The organism is Bacteroides timonensis, assembly GCF_000513195.1.
GTDB classification, from domain to species: domain Bacteria; phylum Bacteroidota; class Bacteroidia; order Bacteroidales; family Bacteroidaceae; genus Bacteroides; species Bacteroides timonensis.
This window is the reverse complement of record NZ_CBVI010000169.1, coordinates 24,380-43,191: the sequence shown is the minus strand read 5'-3', so window position 1 is coordinate 43,191 and position 18,812 is coordinate 24,380. Positions and strand designations below refer to the sequence as shown.

The window sequence follows — 18,812 nt, the reverse complement described above, 5'->3', positions numbered from 1 at the left end:
ACTCATGATTATTAATCCGTGGAGCTTCCGGAGCTTCCGGTGTCAGAATGTACTTCTCCTTAGCCACAGACTTCGGCCAGGCAGGTATCGGGGTAATCTCTCCACGAGTCACAAATTTCACATTCAACCAGTCGGCATGGTCGTACATAATGCCGTCGCCACATTCTTCCACCAATAGCAACACTTTATCAATGCCGGAGAGGTTGACATTGAACTCTTTTACGGGATCGCCCTTCTGCATCACACCGCTTTTCCAAAGTTCTTTTTTATCTCCGATTATCTTGAACTGCAATTTTCCGGCATACAGGTTGTTATCATCCGCTCCAGCCAAGCCACTTACAGAAACGGCTTTACCCCCCAAATCATACAGCATACGGCTGATGGAATGAGCTCCGATTCCCCGCTCATACACAACACCATTTACCATGAGCGGAGTCCATACCACAGACTGATTTATCTGTGGTATTCCCCAATCCTGCACAAAACAGGAGTCCTTATAAACTTCATCCAACCAGACTTCACGCTTCGGCCCATTATTACAAGAGGAAACAAAGCACAAGTTTGCCAAAAGGACCAATGCGGTAATTACGTTTTTCCCAGTTTTCATAGCATTTTGCTTTTTATTTCAAGACCGGATTAATAAATAATTCATCTATATATACCTGTTGCGGAGCTTCAAAAGCGACCTTTACATAGCGTACATTTTCATCCAGTTGGTCAAACAATATGCTTTCAATCCAGGCATCATGCTTGTTGTTCGGGAAATAAGGGGCGTCTTTTATGGAAGACAGATTATACTCTTTACCGTCTATTGAAGTATACAGATATGTCTTCATCGGCATACCTATTTTTTCCGGATTATAATTCAGCATACGCAACATAGCTTTCTGAACACGGGTTTTCTTTTGCAGATCCACTACAAATTCATGATAGCCGGCCTCAAACTTCACCCAGCGGGCATCCTTACTGTCCTCTTCGGCAACCTTACCATCCAGTAACGGTTGCAAACCGGCCTTTCCAAGCATCATTTGCGGAGCCGCTCCATTGACTAATTTCTCCATAAAAGCTGCTTCCATCAGTTTCCAATATTCCTTTCCGTTCTTCCAGTCCATATAGTCAATATACACTTTGTTCGACCAGACAGGTTGTCCCAACTGGTACTTTGACTCAGGGTTCTCAATGATACCGTAGAACATAAATGAAATGATCTTATCAACCCCCGCCGCAGATGCTGCAACTTGCTGGGACAGCAGCCTCGGATAGGCAGCCGGAATCAAGGCAGAAGTACGGTCATTAGTACCCTCTTCCCAAGTGAAAGTCTCACAATTTGCCCACATTTCAATATTCAGGCGGTTATGAATATCACGCAATCTCTGCCAGTTCTTCTTCAGACGTGGAAGTGTGAACTGATCGCGTACACATCCCACTTCATCCTGATAGGCAATGATATCCACTTTTAGTTTTTGCATTTGCTTCTCATATTCCGGATTATCAAATTCTGACAATCCGATTCCATAAGGAGAGATCAAAGTTTTCTTACCCGGAGTCAAGTTTTTAGCCTTCTCTGATAAGGTATTTACCGACTGCACCGCATGCTCCGCAAAAATAGGACACAGGCAATCTTCTACCGGTAAATACCAGCCATAAAAGGCCTTGTGTTTTTTATAAAGGGATGCCAACTCTTCCATGATTCGGAGTTGCCGTTCCTTAATTGCCGGATCAAGCAGATTATCATCCTGATCCTTTGCCCAACCACTGCTCATGAAAACCTTCATATTATGTTTGGCCGCTTCATCCAGAATAGCATCCACAGGACTTTTCTTATCCTTATTATAGCACCAAGGCATTATTTGCGAAGGATAATAAGATTTTCCTTCATTGGCAACCTCCATGAATACCAGATATTCGATACCCATAGCCGACAATTCACGTACTTTAGCTTCCCACAAATTCGGGTCCGTATTATCAAAGCTCTGAGGATTCGTATATTTATTACGCACATCCTTATATGCCAGGTTGATCCAGGTACCTGTAACAGGTTTCACACCCAAAGCCGACTCGGTGATTTTCTCTTTTTTCTGCTTGCCGGAAGCGGCATTATCCGCACCCACCGTAACTACCGGCAGCGCAACCAATAAAACTGACAAAGCAAATCCTATCATTTGAAATTTCTTCTTCATAGTACACATATATAAATCTATAATTAAGTTATCAACTTCCTCCAGACACTATAATCAGTACCAGACCGGAGATAAAAAGAATAAGCATCAGTGTAAGCAACAGGTTGGTAGACTTAGAAGCCCCCTTAAACTCTTTCCAGATGAAGAGTCCCCATAAGGCGGCTACCATCGTTGCTCCTTGCCCCAGCGCATAGGAAATAGCCGCACCGGCTTTTCCGGCAGCGATATAGCTGCAAGCAGTTCCCAATGCCCAGATTATACCTCCCAACACACCTACCAGATGCGTATTGAAGTTTCCTTTGAAATACTGGCCGTAGGACACAGGTTCTCCCATAAAAGGTTTCTTCATCACTAAGGTATTGAACAGGAAATTACTGATAAAGATACCTATTGCAAACACAAACAAAGCAGAATAAGGAGTCATCATGCCGGCTGTTGGTGCTTCCAGATTTTCCAGATCCATAGCTGCCGCCACAAAACGATAAAAGAACGCCATCAGGATACCGGCGCATACAGCAACCAGGATACCTTTCTTACGGGTGCTCTGACCGGACGCTTTGGAAACTTTTCCGGATGCTATTCCATTAAAGATAATAGCCAGCACAATCAGGAAAACGCCCAGGAAAAGAATGACAGGATCTCCCTTCGGAACACTGAAATAATTGACAAATACACCCAGCACCAATGCCAGCCCCACCCCTATAGGAAAAGCAACCGACATCCCTGCCAATGACATAGAAGCCGATAGCAGAATATTAGAAGCATTGAATATCACACCACCCAGGAAAGCGCTCCAGAAGTTCTCCGGACTCACTTGCAACAAGTCCTGTATAAATCCTCTCCCGGCCTCTCCCGTGCTGCCTAAAGTCAATCCCCAGATCAGAGAGAAAAGAACGATGCCAATCACGTAATCCCAATAGAACAACTCGTAGCGCCAGGTCTTGGCTGCCAACTTCTGAGTATTTCCCCACGATCCCCAGCAAAGCATCGTAACCCAGCACAACGCCACTGCCAATCCGTAACTTTCAACTATAAACATAATCGGTATTTTTAGAGGTTAATTTATTCATTCAGGTCCAGTTCTTTACGATGAGGAATAGAAGACTGCGCTCCCATTCTTGTCACGGCAACAGATGAAGCTTTAGAAGCCATTACAGCAGATTGCCTCAAGTTCATGCCTTCTGCCAGTCCCACACATAAAGCACCATTGAAAGTATCGCCGGCAGCCGTTGTATCAACAGGTTCCACTTTAAAAGCATCCACACAATACGAAGTATCGCCTTCTCTCACCAAGCAGCCCTTCGAACCCAAGGTTACAATTATATTCTGTACTCCCATCGCACTGATTTCTTTTGCAACCCGTTCCGCATCAGCATCATTCACAATCTTTATACCGGTAAGCATTTCGGCTTCAATCCGGTTGGGAGTAATCATAAACAGGTATCTGAGTAACTCTTTCGGAAGGCTCCGGGCAGGGGCCGGATTCAAGACTACCTTCACCCCTTTTTCAAAAGCTTTCCTGGCAGCATATTCCACCGTTTGAATCGGAATTTCCAGTTGCATCAACAAGATGTCTCCTTCGCACATTTCCTCCACAACTTTATCCACATCCTGCTCGTTCAGCAGCATATTGGCTCCGGAAGCCACCACTATACTATTCTCTGCGTGATCGTCCACACTGATCAAAGCAACTCCGGCAGCAGAGTTTTCATCAAGAGTGATATATTTTGTATCTATTCCCTCTTTCTTGAAATAATCCACTGACTGCTGTCCCAGTATATCATTCCCCAACTTCGCTACAAAGATCAGATTACCACCCAACCTTTTCACTGCAACTGCCTGATTGGCTCCTTTACCGCCCTGGTTCATAAAGAATTCACCACCCAGAATGGTTTCACCGGGAGCCGGCAGATGAGAGGTCTTCACCATCATATCTATATTGGAACTGCCAATTACTATAATTTTCTTCATGGTACTATATTTTAAATAAATAAATGCATGTATGTATCACCGTGACAGAACGAACGTAGGAGCAACGCCCCCTACATCAGATACTGCTACACGGGCTGTTATCACCTTCTCATCTCCCGGAAAGAGCGTAATGAAGTTATCACTCCAGAACACCGGATTAATCTCCTCTCCCCGGGTATCCTGCAAAGTCAGGTGGTTGAAGTGTGACAATCGGGCAGATTCATTCTTCAAACAAATAGAAAAGACATATTCTCCTTCCTCTTTGCTTACTTTAACCTCTTTCTTCAATTCCGGTTTTTCCATAGAAGTAAACCAGAAAAAGTCCATGTGCTGTGAATAGAACCAATATAAATTCTCCGACAACAGCTTTCCTGCTTTATCGTGAAGTTCCAGCTTCACAAAGTAGTTATAAGAATACTTGCCATGCTGAGGCACCGTAACAATCTCTTTATAGCAATCGGGAGAAACCGTCAGCTGCTGAGAATGTTGCCAAGCCACCCTCATATCATTATTGATTACTTTCGCCGTCACCTTTACATCATCCAGCACCCGGTGGGACGCATTAATGACCGATATCTTAAAATCATTGGCATTCAACTGTACGTGTACCGGCTCCATCGCTTTCTTTGCAAAATAGTAAGAAGCGTTCGGTGCCAGATACCAGTCATAAATCTGCCAGCACACATCGGGCCAGCAAGAATTAATCTTCCAGATCATCACGCCGGAAGTTATATCCCACATCCGATGATTGGCTGCCTCAAACATAGCACGATAACCGTCAGCACTCAGGAACTGGGCATTATCGGCATATTCTTTCGCCGTCCTCGGATCACCAAACATCGTGCGGATGGCATTGTCATAAGAACGATAGCAATAATTACTCACATCCCAGGCGCCATGTTCCGCCCAAATGCTATCCAACGGGAAGATGGGGCTGTTTAGATTGGCTGTGCTCTCCGCGGTAGGGATGAATTTCCGGAGACTGTTGTACATTGGCACCGAAGGCATGCCCAATTCATTGCGGAACATCTGCAAATAAACCTCACGTACTTTATCGAAGAAGTAAGAGGAAGGCGCCCAGTTATAGTCGGGCGCACCGTCATCCGTGGTTCCGGTGGGCAGGTCTTCCTTCAGATAGGGAGTCAGAGCATCCACATCCCAGTGGTAACTGGTGGTAGGGATGTATATACGTGTAGTATCAAGGCTCTTCACTTTCTCTTTCGTCAGCCTGTATAAGTTTTCATTCATCAATACTTCATTGACGCCTACCCACGAAATAATGGAAGGGTGGTTACGATACCGAAGCATCATATCTTCCACACAAGCAATCGCCAGATTATGATCCAGGGGATTGTTTTCGGTTTCAGTGCCGGGAGTCATGCGATAGCATTGATAGAAAACATGCCACCACATAAGGCCGTACTTATCAAAACTCTCAAACCACGTTTCGGAAGGAGAAGGCATATCTTCACTGCCTATCAGGTTGATGTTAGCCTCCGCCATCAGGCGTGCCTCATCATAAATACGCTTATCCGATTCCTCCAGCAGGATGTCCGGCTGAATCCAGCCGCCTTTGCAGAACACTCTTTTGCCATTCACATAATAGACACGGCTGTACTCAACCTCAGCTTTGTCTCCGCCAACCTCAACTCTGTTCAGCCCAACCTCAACTTCACGGATGCCAAAGTCGAACTCTTTTATATCGGATACTTTTCCACCTGTATTATATGACAACTTGATGTGATGCAGATATTGTTCACCATATCCGTTGGGATACCACAGGTAGGGATTCCTGATTAACAGGGAAGGGAAATCTTCGGAAGTCAGTTCCACGACTTTCTTTTCACCTGGACCCAGGCTAACTCTTTTTGTAATCTTTATAGGCTTCAGATAACCTTCCATGTGTTTGGTATAGGTGGGGAACTTCACATCGTTTACCAAGGTAATCAAAGCATTCACTTTTCCCTCTATCGCTTTTCCTGAAGTATTCTTCACCTCCAGTTTGATGTTCACATCCGCCAGCGAAGTATCCTGCTTGGGTAAAGTAGTAACAATGAAAGGATTCTCGATCACGACTTCATCGGTAGCCTCTATCGTTACCTTCTGATAGATACCCATATTCCGGTCTCTTACCACCGGAGCACAGTCCCATCCACCGGATATCTTTAAAGTCTCATCCTTAAAGATGTCATAAGAATGTCCACGCACAGGGCCAAACACTTTCAGCTGGGTACCCGGAGTAGGAACACCCGGATGATCCACCTGATATATCTTCACCGCAACACAATTGTTCGCTCCGGGAAGGGCATAGTCCGTAATATCGAGCTTGAAACGGCGGAACATTCCCACAATATCATTCTTATCGGCTACCTGCTGACCGTTCACCCAGACGTCCGCCCGGTAATTGATTCCATTCAGAGTCAGCCACACTTTCTTGCCTTTGTATGATTTAGGAAGCACCACCTCGGTGCGATACCAATAAGGATCTTGCCAGGGATTTCGGCCACTCTTCAGGTAGTTGTATTTAGCCAGATCCATGCGGTCATTGAACTCGTCTGACACATCGGGAATTTGATAATTATTCAATCCGATGCGCGGATCGGGATACACTTTCTCTTTTACCAATGCGTTCAGCACGGTAGTAGGCACTGTGGCCGAATACCATCCATTCGCCGGATAGGCAATTTGTGATACTTGGGCATCTTCATCAGTTACTTCGGATGAATTTATAATTTTCCAATGCTCCAGTTCCAGAGATTGGGCTTTCAGCAACATGACATTGCAAAGTAGCAGGATAAATAATATGTTTCTCATAATTTCCATTATTCTATTGCGGTTACTTTTGCACCGTGCATAAAACTGCCGGGCACCAGATTCATCTCTTCCGCCCATGCATTCACCATTAGCTGAACGGGAATAATGGATGGAATAGCAAACCAGTCAGAGTGCTCGCAGCAAACGTTGATTTCCAGCAATCCTTCGTCTTCAATGCCTGAAGCTATATCCGATACCAGAATTACTTTACCTTTAAAGTTCAGCACATCCGATGCCAGCTTCACAAGTTGAGGATAGACACCCGACTGCGAATGGGCATAAATAATGCAAAGGAAATCGGGATTGACCATCTCCAACGGCCCGTGCCGAAACTCTCCGCCCAATAATGCAGAAGCAGGAGTTTTGGTAGCTTCCATAAACATGAGCGCAGTTTGAGAGACTGTTGCAAAAACAGTTCCCCGTCCTATCACTTGCATAAACCGATGCCCCCTCAGGAAGCTGAGCGAATGAGACAGGTATGTTTCTTGTTCTGCAAGCTGACGCTCAACCTCTTTCACCACTTTATTCAAAGCCTCTTCACTCACCTCATTGCCTTTCAAGGCTTGGGCAAGCAGATTAATCACCAGATAGGTGGTGATGAAGGTTTTTGTAGAGGTCATGTCCTCTTTCCCGGCTTTGCACAGCAAAGGACAGGTAGCCATCCGGGCCAAAGAGCTTTCGGCCTCATTGGTAATCCCTATGATGGTAAGTTGCAGGTGGCTTTGCTTTTTAAGAAGCTCAATCACCTCGTAACTCTCTCCCGACTGTGAAATGGCAACCAACAAAGTACGGCTCGTCAATGCCGGATGCTGAAAATGCAGCAATTCGCCCGCATTGACAGCAAACGCCGGAATGGAGTCTGCCGAAAGCAGGGTAGCTGCTGCCTGCGAAATGAAATAAGAGCTTCCCATACCGGTAAATACGATCCTGTCATATTCACCGGATTTCCATAAGGCACAGACAGTCTTCAAACTTTTCTTTCCTTCTTCCGAACGGTAATAGCAGAAAGTCTGTTTCAGTGCTTCCGGTTGTTCCTGTATTTCTTCTAAAAACTTATTCATAATCAAGTATTTCCCGTTTACTGATTGAGCATACCATTAGTTTCTTTCAGTTTCATCGGGCGAAACAGAGAGTTTCATTGCATGAACCCCTTTGTTTCAAGTGATGAAACTGCTTGTTTCACACCGAGAAACTTTGCTTTTAGTATGATTGCTTAGTTTCTTTCAAGATATTTCTTATACCCTTCATAGGTATCTGTTCCCGGTTTGAAGGTGGCCCAACTGAAATTCGTGATATGATCGGTAAACATGCCGGCCACTCTTAATTGCTCTTCCAACTCCACCCAGGGTTTGGTTCTCATGGTGATGCGCGGGCACCAGCACTCCTTGAACGACTCAATGTCTACTCCGAAGATGACTCCGTTTGCATCACAAGCCTTCTTTATTTCAGCAAACCAGTTGGGCAGGTCCACATCAAAATCTACCAGACAACGTCCGCCTATATCCTGAAGATAAAGTACATCTATATCGGGAGTCTGGGCAAATATCTTACCAAACCATTTTCCGCAGAGGTCAGCGGGCATTCCCCTCCACAAAGCAGGAGCTATGCAGACTTCTTTCGGAGACTTCGACTTCACATAAGCCGCCACTGTCTGCAAATAATTAGCCAGCATAGACAAGGCAGGTTCCTGCTGCCAGCCTACCGGATACGAACCGTCATGAAATTCTTCGGTTATGTACCATCCCGCCAGGCTGGGATGATTCCCCCAAAGGGCAAACAGTTCATCGAATACTTGTTTATTACGCTCCACCAGAAATTCATATTGTTCCGGTTTTGTAGTATCTTCCTTGCTGTAATCACCGGGATATAGTCCGACAATCAGCTTCATCCCGTTACGCTCGGCAGCATCGAACATTCGGTTCATGATATCATATTGCTTGGTCACCCACGGCAGATTTGTCGGCGAATAGAAAGAAGATTTTTCTTCCGTGCGGTCATTGAAACCTTCGGCATACTGGATAATCCAAGTGTCAATGCCCACTTCACGGCTTGCTTTGAATTCTTCATCCCAGTTTGTCTCTTTATAGACGCCATTCAGCTGAATGAAAACACTGGAGAACTTGGGAGTTCCCTTGAATTCAGGAGTATAAGAGGTCAGTTGCTCCAGATTGTCGATGCAAAACTCACCTGTACACGCGCTGTTATCATCGTTCGTGATTTCAAGACGATAACCTTCAAGACGGTTCAGAACCAGTTTGTTTTCGCCCAGATCACGCCCTTTGGCAAAAGTAAAGGCCTCATAAGGCATCACTACACGTGTCCATTCTTCCTTGGTCAGTATATCCTTATCCACATACTCGAAGAACTGCCAGCGTTCTTTGTCATGAAGCGCATCCTGCGTAAACTGATCCACATCCTGAATAAGCATGAAACGGAATGTACCTTTATTATTCTTATTACCTTTCACCCAGATGGAAAGTCCCAACGGATGGAAAGACAAATCACTGCGATAGTCTCCCCCACTCTGCTGGATATATACGGATTCGGTTCCGGACGCATTGCCGGAGAAAGAGTATTTAAGCTCGAAGCTTCCCGTTCCCTCCACACAGTCATCGCTGATAAAACGGTCTATCGAGGTTTGCGGTGACTCGGGAAGTCCCTTCATTTCGTACACCACACAGCTCATCTCGTCGTAAGCATTCAAAGTCTTTACCGCACGTGCTTTTGCTACTATCTCCTCTGCTGTGGGGGCCTGCTTACTACCGCAAGCCGCCAACACAAGCAGCAGAGAAGAAATACTGATTAGGGATAGTATATTTTTCATATTTATTTCGTTGTATAGATTATTACTTCGGTTATCCATATTTTCCCGTTCGATACGGGATTTTTCCATTTAAAAGTTACAGTGTGCTTCCCTACAGGACGGTCATAGCAGAAGAACAATTCACACTTCCGGTGATTGATATATTGGGGCAAGGCGGTTGTTTCATAGAACTGTCCATCGATATATACATCCATCTCCGCCGTATAGTCCGCCGGAAGCCCACCTGCCACATATCCTTTTACAACCAGTCCGGTTCCTTCGAAAGAGAAGGGATTTACATCATCTATGGATTTCTCTATTGTAAGTTTATCGCTCACTTTCAGATTCTCAAAAGCTACTTCCAAAGCAACAGGGCTGATGTTCTCCCGTCTGATTATGAAGTCTGTTCCTACCTTCCCGTTTCCATGTTTTTGCAACATCTCGCTGGCATGTCTGTACGTCATGTCATAGGCTTTATTCAGACTGATATCCGTATTAGAGAAAGGTATGTCTTCTACTTCATACAAAGCTTCTTTCCAGGATTCGGGGATGTTGCTGTATCCTATCATGGTTCCCAGGATGCCTGCGGCTGAAGCCGGATTACAATCAGAGTCCTGACCGGCACGCGTGGCGATATCTATGGTCTTTGTGAAATCCCCCTGTCCGTAAAGCAAGCCCAGGAGTATATAGGCACCGTTTATCTTCGTACCGATATTAAAGGAATTATGAATGCCTTCGGGACAACTGATTTCTTCGCTCCACTTGTTCTGCAACTCGAACCAGGTTCGTTTCCAGTCTTTCGGATATTTCCTGTGCCAGCGAATTACGTCCGACATACATTTGTGGAAATCGCTTTCTTCCGGTATCACCTTCAACGCTTCTTTTACAATATATTCTATATCATTGCTGACATAAGCCAGAGAGTACATGGCTGCCACATAAACTCCGCCATACCATCCTTCACCATAGGACATGATATGCCCCACCCTATCGCAGATTTCAGCGGCCTGATTAGGCATTCCCGGTGACATAATCCCGGCAAAATCCGCTTCAATCTGGAAGTCGATGCAATGTGCATGAGGGTTATTCTTCCAGTAACCACTCTGGGGTGCTTTCATTCCCTGCAACAGATTGTAGCGGGCTACCTGGTTGGCATGCCACAACGGATATTCTGTCCGCCCAAAAGCCATCGCAAAAGAATCAACCGGAGCATCCAGCCCGCATCTTTCGAAGACTTCCACAAAAGTCAGATCCACATAAACATCATCATACAAACCGGGAAAGGTATCATACCAATTCTTGACCGTATGCTTATCCCAGGGAATGGGAATATAATCCTGAATGATAGTTCCCAGGAATTTAAACTCAGTAGGTCCCCCGTAACTGCATCCCAAGGTCTGACCCGCCCAGGCACCTTTCACTTTATCACGCAGGCTCTGCTCGGACAGAACCACTTCTTTATTTCCTTTATGAACGGCGGCAGCCAGATCGGCTATAAAGAAGAAAGCCATCAGGAGCCATAATCTATTTCTTTTCAACATACTCATTTCTTGTTTTTATACTGGTTGTACCACGCACTGTATTGTTCATACAGACGCAGGGAATCCGGATGTCCGGCAATAATATCAGTACCGGGTTTATTCATGATACCGATATACTGATAGCAGAGAATCTTATCTACAAACGGAGAGATATTCTCCATCTGCCTGATAATGCGTTTGTCGAAGTCGGCAGGCAACAAATTGCCTCCGTCCCCATCTTCAAAATAGAACAGTTCCATGTCAGCCCATAGTCTTGCTCTGGAAGCTTTCTCATGAGCCTTGTACAAGATTTCATAGAATCTGGCGGAATCTTCCAATGCGGTATGGTTCACTCCAACTCCATCCTGGTAGGCAATGATATCAATATTCATTTTCTCTAACTGGCGGACAAAATAATCATCGAAACGTGCTTCTTTAATGAAGTACGGGGCTATCAGATTGACACAGTTCGGAGTTAACCTTTGGGCAAAGTCCGCACAATCATTGACGTACTTCACGCACTCATCAATGAAATAGGGTTGCAACTGGGCTTCGTTCGGGAAATACCACCCGTAGAAACTTTCGTGATGGGAGTATTTTTGAGCCACCTCTTCCATAGAACGAAAACGTAACTTCTGCACGCCTTTGTCTATCATCATGGTATAAGCATCCAACTCTCCCCAGAAATCATTGCTCACAAAGAACTTGATGCCACATTCATCGGCAGCAGCAAGTACCGCCTCCAAAGGATCTTCACATCCCATCGGGATTTGAGGAGCTATCTGTGAAGGATAGAACGGTTTTCCATCCAGGGCTACACCCATCATAACCAGATACTCCATTCCAATCTCATGCATTTCAAAAATCTTCCGCCGCCACTGGTCGGCAGTAAAATGCGTCAATGCCTTATTCCAGTTTCCCCCTTCCGAAGCCGAATGCCGGAACTCAAACCAGGAACCGGAAATGGGTTTCAGCTTTTTGCATGAAGATGGCACTGCAACAGCCGAAGAGGCTGCACGTATAGATTGAGGCATGGCTAACATGGCAACGCCCCCTAATCCCAGGTATTTTATAAAGTCACGTCTTCGCATCTCTTGTCTTTTTCAGGTTTACTCAATCACTCTATCCGTCAGATCCCAGCCCATAATCGTAGAGATATAAGGAATCATCCACATCGCCATTTTCTTATGTCCCGAATATCTGGGATGCCATGCAGCCCCCAGGTCGGTAGTCCGGTTATAGAGATTCTTATCCAATTTCAGTAGAAAGACTTTCGGATCATTCACTTCGTTTATTATCGCTTCATAATAACTGAATACAGGAGCTTGCATAGCTACAGGGTAAATGCACAATATGGGAATATCTCCATAATGCTCACGCAGTTGTGCAAGGATCTGTTTGTATGCTTTGGTGAACTCGCTTTTGTAAGGATGGGGCTCCGTTGAGAAATCATTGGAACCTAAATTGATAACTACCAGATCCGGACGATATCCCTTAAAATTCCATTTATGAGTAAGATCTTCGTCAAAGGTATTCAACATCCGGTCTTTCATCGTAACCTTCGACACGCGTACCGAATCGCCATAATTGCGAGCGGCTCCTCTACCGGAATGGGCAATCAGTGTATAGTCCGCATCATAGTAACGGGCTATCATAGAGGCAAATGTGAGATTACAATTTTCCGTCTCCACCAGGAAAGGTTCATCGCGATGTTTCCCGTCTGTGCCATATCCGCAGGTGAGTGAGTTTCCAATAAACTCGATATGCCGTGTGCGTACTGCCGGCTCTTCCGCCAGGCGTCCCGAACCGGACAAGACAAACTGATGAACAGTTGTCTTGCCGAATTCGCCTTCGGAACGTTTCTGTATCTTCAAACTATGAATGCGCTTGTCTATGCCCGATACCAAATGGATCAATGTATCCGTTCCGCATACTTTCACGACTTTATGCAGTTTGCCATCAACAAATACATTATAATAACTCGTTCCTGTTTCAGAAACTTTCACTGACAGCTTTCCACCAGTAAAACGGGTTTCCAGATAAGTGCCTACCCAGTCGAAAGCTACCGAACCATCGGGGGAAACCAACGTTCTGCCGGTATACCGCACGGCAGGATCATTCCCCTTGTAAACAGTTCCGTTTCTTTGAGCTTTCAGTTCCGCAGAACAACTTATCCCTATCAGGATAAACAGATATAGACAATAACGTTTCATCATTTTCCTTATTTACGTTTCTTATTTTTAGCTTTCAATTCTTTCAGGTATTTCATGTATCCGTTGAACAAGTCGATAGTGCGTGCTTCGCCCACACGGATAGACATCTTCGGATCATTGAATACACCCGGGAACTGATAGCAAAGAATCTTCTCGAAGTTATCAAACAGGTTCAGGTCACGGATGATTTCTTCTACCGGACGGGGATAGAGGGAGTTATCCGGATTGAACAGGAATACTTCCAGGTCGAACCACAAATGAGCTTTAGCCTCATCACAAACTTTCTGCAACATGTTAGCCGCTTCCTTACCGGTCAGATCACCATCCGGCATACGGGCAAATCCGAATGGACACAAGATATCCAGATGTTCCATAAGTGCCGGATACGTATCCATTCCGTTGGGAACTTCAAAACTGTTGGTAGCCAACATGATCGGTTTGTCCGGTGCAAATCCGTTACAGTAAGCCTTAAACTCTTTGAAGAAATTCACGATATCGTCTTTTCTCTTTTTACGCATCTCAGGGCGTTGTTCCCAGTTATCCAGACCACCGCCACTCTCTTCGGACACATAGAAGGCATAAAAGGATTCATGGTGACCATACATATCCCACAGTTCTTTAGCCACCCGCTTGTGCCATTCCAGAGATTCGGGGGTAAAGTCGAACCAAGCAAACATACCCACTCCCATCAGTACATTCATGCCCTGTTTATCGGCTTCCGTCAGGATGGCCTCAATCGGGTCTTTGGCTGTAAGTTCCATACGACCGGGATACAGTTTGGAAGGATAGAAGGCTTTACCTACATAGTTATCCACATTGGTAGTATGCTTGCCTACATATTCTTCATTACGGAAAACTTCCTGTATAACCACCATATTCATTTCCAGCTTATTCATGGAACGGATCAACTCTCTCCACTGATCATCGGTCATCTTCTTGATATCCTGATTCCAATGTTTTCCTTCGATTTCACTCCAGTGATAGATGCCCGTCCAGGCACCGGATATCTGTTGGATAGAGCGAATGTCCGATTCAATCACTTCTATATCCTTTGTCTTCCGATAGGCCTTGCCTTCATTAGCCACTTTGAAGATCACTTTATTCTTCCCCACCCGGTCCTTGGTAGGTATAACCACCTTCACCGTTTCGGCCTTTCCGGCAGGGATTGTCACAACCGTTTCGTATAACAGTGCATCCTTATTCTCTTTATTCCAATACAAAGCTACCTGATAAGTCTGTTGTGAAGCACTTTCGTTCACAATACCACCGCGGATATCCAGATCGACCTTATTGGTGATTTTTCCCGGAGGTATTAAAGTTAAGCTCACTTTATTCTCTGCCTGCAAACTTACCAGACTGAACAAAGAAAAAAGAATAAGAAATATATACTTCATATTTTTATGGTTTTATCAAATTAAAAGAAATTATCAGGATAGGACACAAAAGATTCTATTTCGCCATTAGCAATACGAATATAAGTATTAAACTTACGCTCCCCTTCCTTCAGAACAATCACACGAGCACCATTGGAAGGCAAATCATTATAAACTGTATTCCCACCAGTGTAACGTCCATAGGCCAGTAATACTTCTTTATAAGCCACTGCATAATCATTATCGTGATCATGTCCGACAAACATCCCCATTATATCGCCACATTCCTTAACCGAGGTGAAAAATCCAGAATTTGTGGTTGGGCAAGCCACTCCCTCTCCTCTCACTCCAAACAATCTGTTTTTTTCTTCCATTACGGCATCTCTATATTCAGGTATAGCAATATGGAAGAATGCAAGTGCAGGAATCGGTTCACCACCATTTTGTTTCGTAAATTTCCGACTTTGTTCTCTATACCAAGCAATCTGATCAAACTTTATCCAATCATACCCCGGTACAGACTTTATACTTGTATAAGAATGAGAATCAATGCAATACAACACTGCTGCATCCTTATTTTTATCTTTTGATGATTTTACCGTTAACACATAGTCAGGAGCCATTTCAGTAGTACGAACCGGCATCAAACAACCTTTCTTCTTTGCAATATAATCATATAGTTCCGGACGTGTATGATCATACTCATCATCATGATTGCCAAATACAACAGCATAAGGAATATTACGTTTGATGCAAGGCTCCAGAACAATATCCAGCCCTTTGAAAGATTCATTGGATACCACAACATCTCCCGTAAATATTACAAAATCAGGTTTTTCTGTATCCAAAACCTCATTCATGCGATCTAAAGCTATTTGAGAATTTGCCTGATCATCAACTTTATAATGAGTATCGGTAAATTGCACTATCTTAAAATTACCATCAGCATTAAACTTCAATATGCTCTTCTGAGCAAAAAGTGCAGTAAAATTCAGTACTGCCATCAAACACAAAAAAATTCTATACATAATATAAATATCAATTTAAACTATTTATAATTTTCAATAATAACTCCGGTTCATCAGTCGTGATATAATCTACCCCTTGTTGATAGTAGAGTAGCAATTCTTCCGCATCATTCACTGTCCAGACATTTGTAAGTAACCCCATACTCTTGGCGTTTTTTACTAAGTTTTTATCCTGCCGATAAGCATAATACGAATAATCAATTCCTGAAATACGATCTTTGATCAGATCTCCCAATTGTTTTTTTCCTTCCCATAAATAAAGAGTTTTGGCTGTAGGGTCCAATTCACGAATACGCTTCAAGACTTCATAATTGAAACTAATATACTCTACATATCCTTGCATCTTCATACGATGAACAATATTCACCACGGAGTCTGTCAACTGTAACGTACGCTCCCATCCTTTCTGAGAATCTTTTATTTCAATAACCGGATGAGTGATATTCTGTGCTCTTGCAACCATCAAAAGTTCCTGAAGTGAGGGTACGGGATCTTTCTCATTGATAGTTTGTTGAAATAATTGCAAAGAAGTGATATTTTCAACTTCCAATCCATACACATGTGGATCATGAGAAAGAACTACTTTATTATCAGCAGTTAACCAAACATCCATTTCAGACCCTTGACAACCCAATTCCACTGCATTTTGAAAAGAACGTACGGAATTTTGTAATACACCTTTTTTCCTCCAGGCACCACGATGAGCCACGACCTTATTTTTGCTAAATCCGTCTTTTAGCAATTCAAATTCACATTCTTTTCCATCAATTAAAAGAGTAATGCCATAACGATAACTCATCTGTCCAACCGATAATGCCTTATTCTTTTTCAAGCAGATTGCCTTCTTTTTAAAATCAATCCGAAAAAGTGAAGAAGTATCACTTAACAAACGAATATTTGCTGGTGCCGGATAAATATACCCAATTATCTTTCCCGGTTGATCTACCGGAATCAGATAATTATCCAGTACGAAGTTTGAAATATCACCAGCTTTTACCGTAATAGAGCTGATGAACATTCCTATTATAAATATTGCATTCTTCATTGTATTCTATCAATAACAAATATTCACATTAACAATATAAAAGGGCTACACCTTTTTATCAGGATGGCGTAACCTTATACCCTAAAGAGTGTAGCCCTTTTAGTTTTATGGTGTAGTCATCCTAAGGAGCTACATCCTATCGGAATAAAGATATTATCTCTTACAAAAGACCGTTATCTTCCAAATACTGTTTATAACCAGCGTAGTTATTCGTTCCTTTCTTAAAAGTTACCCAGCTGAAGTTTGTTATATACTCAGTAAACAGACCCGCTACAAACAATTGCTCTTTCAATTCACTCCAATCCTTAGCTTTATAGCCTATATTGGGACAGTTACAACTCTTGAAAGATTCAATATCTACACCGAATTTAACTCCGTTAGCATCACAAGCTTTCTTTATTTCCGCATACCAGTTTGGCAAATCTACATCAAAGTCAACCAAACAACGTCCACCTATATCTTGAAGATACAAATAATCAATGTTAGGAGTCTGTGCAAAAATTCGTCCAAACCATTCTCCACAAAGATCGGCAGGCATACCTCTCCATAATGCAGGTGCTATTGAAACAGGTTTATCAGACTTCTGCTTAATATAAGAAGCCACTCCTTCCAAATATTTTGCCAACATAGATAAAGCCGGTTCTTGTTGCCAACCTACAGGATAAGAACCATCATGAAACTCCTCTGTAATGTACCATCCCACTAAACACGGATTATTACCAAATTGCTCGTAAACTTCATCGAAAAGCATTTTGTTTCTCTCCAGATTAGTGTTATACTTGGTCGGATCAGCAGTATTAGTTTTACTGTAATCTCCAGGATACAACCCCAGAATAATTTTCATTCCATTACGTTCTGCTGCTTCAAACATTTTATCAATGATATCACATTTAACTTGTACCCAAGGTAAATTAGTATTCTTATAGAATGAAACATTCGTATCATCATCATTACCGGTGAACTGTTCAGAATACTGAATAATCCATGTATCAATGCCAACCGCACGACTATCTTGAAATTGCTGATCCCAATCCTCATTCTCATAAGCTTCTTTATTCAGCTGAATAAATATACTGGAAAATTTCGGTTTACCTACTTTCAGTTCATAAGAGGTCAATTGCTCCAAATTATCAATCTGAAATTCTCCGCTACAAGCTTCGTTCGTAGTATTCTCAATTTCGATACGGAACCCTTCATTACGATTCATCAACAATTCATTAGATGTAGTTCCTTCTCCTTTCCGGTAAAGTTTGAAAGCACTGTAAGGCATAATTATGCGATTCCACCCCTCCTTTGACAAGACTTCCGCATCTTCATAAGCAAAATATGACCAACGTTTACGAGTATAATCATGGGGAGCATCAGCATTAAACTGCTTTTCATCCTCCATGATAATAAACCGGAACAAACCTTTATTACCTTTCTTACCCTTTACCCAAATAGAAAGTCCCAATGGATGAAATGACAAATCTACTCTATAATCACCCCATCTCTGTCCAAAGTACACACACTCAGGAGCATCTGCCGTAGAGTTACCTGTAAAGTTATATATCAACTTAAAACTGCCGGTTCCTTCTTTCTGATCATCTCCCAATTCATAATCAAGAAATGCTTTACCTTCTTCTCTTTTAGGTATATCATAAATCTCACACCCCAGTTCATCATAAGAGTTAATAGACTTTACTGCTTTCGTATTATTAAGTATTCTCTGCTTCTCCAAAACCTGATCGTAACCTGGCGCTCTATACCCCTTATGTATATCGTCACCGCAGGAACATAAGAATACGCCCAACAGACATATAAAAAATAAAGATGTTCTCATAATTCATAAATTTAAAATTGTTGTAACTAATAATTCTTTCAAT

At 43.2% G+C, this 18,812-nt stretch carries 14 protein-coding genes; all 14 read right to left on the bottom strand.

Annotated features, from left to right (window positions below; genetic code table 11):
- The coding region (locus tag BN161_RS26770) for an NPCBM/NEW2 domain-containing protein (protein WP_044272131.1) at positions 1 to 607 on the bottom strand (607 nt) is incomplete at its 3' end.
- 13 nt (positions 608 to 620) lie between these two features.
- Positions 621 to 2,180, bottom strand: a complete 1,560-nt coding sequence (locus BN161_RS26765; protein ID WP_044272130.1) for a DUF4434 domain-containing protein — start codon at positions 2,178 to 2,180, stop codon at positions 621 to 623.
- Between the two features lie 31 nt (positions 2,181 to 2,211).
- On the bottom strand, positions 2,212 to 3,219 hold the full coding sequence (locus tag BN161_RS26760) for a GRP family sugar transporter (RefSeq protein WP_044272129.1): 1,008 nt from the start codon (positions 3,217 to 3,219) through the stop codon (positions 2,212 to 2,214).
- A gap of 23 nt (positions 3,220 to 3,242) precedes the next feature.
- On the bottom strand, positions 3,243 to 4,151 hold the full coding sequence (gene rbsK, locus BN161_RS26755) for a ribokinase (protein ID WP_044272128.1): 909 nt from the start codon (positions 4,149 to 4,151) through the stop codon (positions 3,243 to 3,245).
- A 36-nt stretch (positions 4,152 to 4,187) separates the two neighbouring features.
- Positions 4,188 to 6,965 carry a glycoside hydrolase family 2 protein gene (locus BN161_RS26750; protein WP_044272136.1) on the bottom strand — a complete coding sequence of 926 codons (2,778 nt, stop codon included), beginning with the start codon at positions 6,963 to 6,965 and terminating at the stop codon, positions 4,188 to 4,190.
- A gap of 8 nt (positions 6,966 to 6,973) precedes the next feature.
- Entirely contained in the window at positions 6,974 to 8,026 is a 1,053-nt protein-coding gene (locus BN161_RS26745; RefSeq protein ID WP_044272127.1) for an SIS domain-containing protein, read from the bottom strand.
- A gap of 152 nt (positions 8,027 to 8,178) precedes the next feature.
- Complete coding sequence (locus tag BN161_RS26740) at positions 8,179 to 9,789, bottom strand: DUF4434 domain-containing protein (RefSeq protein ID WP_044272135.1); 1,611 nt, start codon at positions 9,787 to 9,789, stop codon at positions 8,179 to 8,181.
- A 2-nt stretch (positions 9,790 to 9,791) separates the two neighbouring features.
- Positions 9,792 to 11,315, bottom strand: coding sequence for an ADP-ribosylglycohydrolase family protein (locus BN161_RS26735; RefSeq protein ID WP_081743790.1), 1,524 nt, complete (start codon positions 11,313 to 11,315; stop codon positions 9,792 to 9,794).
- Positions 11,312 to 12,379 (bottom strand): DUF4434 domain-containing protein, encoded by a 1,068-nt coding sequence (locus BN161_RS26730; protein ID WP_044272125.1) that lies wholly within the window; start codon positions 12,377 to 12,379, stop codon positions 11,312 to 11,314. Before BN161_RS26730 ends, BN161_RS26735 begins: the two co-directional genes overlap by 4 nt.
- Before the next feature lie 18 nt (positions 12,380 to 12,397).
- A complete protein-coding gene (locus BN161_RS26725; protein ID WP_044272123.1) occupies positions 12,398 to 13,504 on the bottom strand; it encodes an SGNH/GDSL hydrolase family protein in 1,107 nt (368 codons plus the stop codon).
- A 5-nt stretch (positions 13,505 to 13,509) separates the two neighbouring features.
- The gene (locus BN161_RS26720) at positions 13,510 to 14,895 is read right to left on the bottom strand and encodes a DUF4434 domain-containing protein (RefSeq protein WP_044272121.1); all 1,386 of its coding nucleotides are present in this window, start codon (positions 14,893 to 14,895) and stop codon (positions 13,510 to 13,512) included.
- A 20-nt stretch (positions 14,896 to 14,915) separates the two neighbouring features.
- Positions 14,916 to 15,902 (bottom strand): metallophosphoesterase family protein, encoded by a 987-nt coding sequence (locus BN161_RS26715; protein ID WP_044272120.1) that lies wholly within the window; start codon positions 15,900 to 15,902, stop codon positions 14,916 to 14,918.
- A 10-nt stretch (positions 15,903 to 15,912) separates the two neighbouring features.
- On the bottom strand, positions 15,913 to 16,947 hold the full coding sequence (locus tag BN161_RS26710; protein ID WP_052356433.1) for a glycerophosphodiester phosphodiesterase family protein: 1,035 nt from the start codon (positions 16,945 to 16,947) through the stop codon (positions 15,913 to 15,915).
- A gap of 160 nt (positions 16,948 to 17,107) precedes the next feature.
- Positions 17,108 to 18,769 (bottom strand): DUF4434 domain-containing protein, encoded by a 1,662-nt coding sequence (locus tag BN161_RS26705; protein WP_044272116.1) that lies wholly within the window; start codon positions 18,767 to 18,769, stop codon positions 17,108 to 17,110.
- Positions 18,770 to 18,812 lie beyond the last annotated feature (43 nt).

What these genes read in the sequence shown, in the direction of transcription:
- BN161_RS26765 (WP_044272130.1), bottom strand. Translation starts at nt 2,180, where the DNA reads ATGAAGAAGAAATTTCAAATGATAGGATTTGCTTTGTCAGTTTTATTG.
- BN161_RS26760 (WP_044272129.1), bottom strand. Translation starts at nt 3,219, where the DNA reads ATGTTTATAGTTGAAAGTTACGGATTGGCAGTGGCGTTGTGCTGGGTT.
- rbsK (WP_044272128.1), bottom strand. Translation starts at nt 4,151, where the DNA reads ATGAAGAAAATTATAGTAATTGGCAGTTCCAATATAGATATGATGGTG.
- BN161_RS26750 (WP_044272136.1), bottom strand. Translation starts at nt 6,965, where the DNA reads ATGAGAAACATATTATTTATCCTGCTACTTTGCAATGTCATGTTGCTG.
- BN161_RS26745 (WP_044272127.1), bottom strand. Translation starts at nt 8,026, where the DNA reads ATGAATAAGTTTTTAGAAGAAATACAGGAACAACCGGAAGCACTGAAA.
- BN161_RS26740 (WP_044272135.1), bottom strand. Translation starts at nt 9,789, where the DNA reads ATGAAAAATATACTATCCCTAATCAGTATTTCTTCTCTGCTGCTTGTG.
- BN161_RS26735 (WP_081743790.1), bottom strand. Translation starts at nt 11,315, where the DNA reads ATGAGTATGTTGAAAAGAAATAGATTATGGCTCCTGATGGCTTTCTTC.
- BN161_RS26730 (WP_044272125.1), bottom strand. Translation starts at nt 12,379, where the DNA reads ATGCGAAGACGTGACTTTATAAAATACCTGGGATTAGGGGGCGTTGCC.
- BN161_RS26725 (WP_044272123.1), bottom strand. Translation starts at nt 13,504, where the DNA reads ATGATGAAACGTTATTGTCTATATCTGTTTATCCTGATAGGGATAAGT.
- BN161_RS26720 (WP_044272121.1), bottom strand. Translation starts at nt 14,895, where the DNA reads ATGAAGTATATATTTCTTATTCTTTTTTCTTTGTTCAGTCTGGTAAGT.
- BN161_RS26715 (WP_044272120.1), bottom strand. Translation starts at nt 15,902, where the DNA reads ATGTATAGAATTTTTTTGTGTTTGATGGCAGTACTGAATTTTACTGCA.
- BN161_RS26710 (WP_052356433.1), bottom strand. Translation starts at nt 16,947, where the DNA reads ATGAAGAATGCAATATTTATAATAGGAATGTTCATCAGCTCTATTACG.
- BN161_RS26705 (WP_044272116.1), bottom strand. Translation starts at nt 18,769, where the DNA reads ATGAGAACATCTTTATTTTTTATATGTCTGTTGGGCGTATTCTTATGT.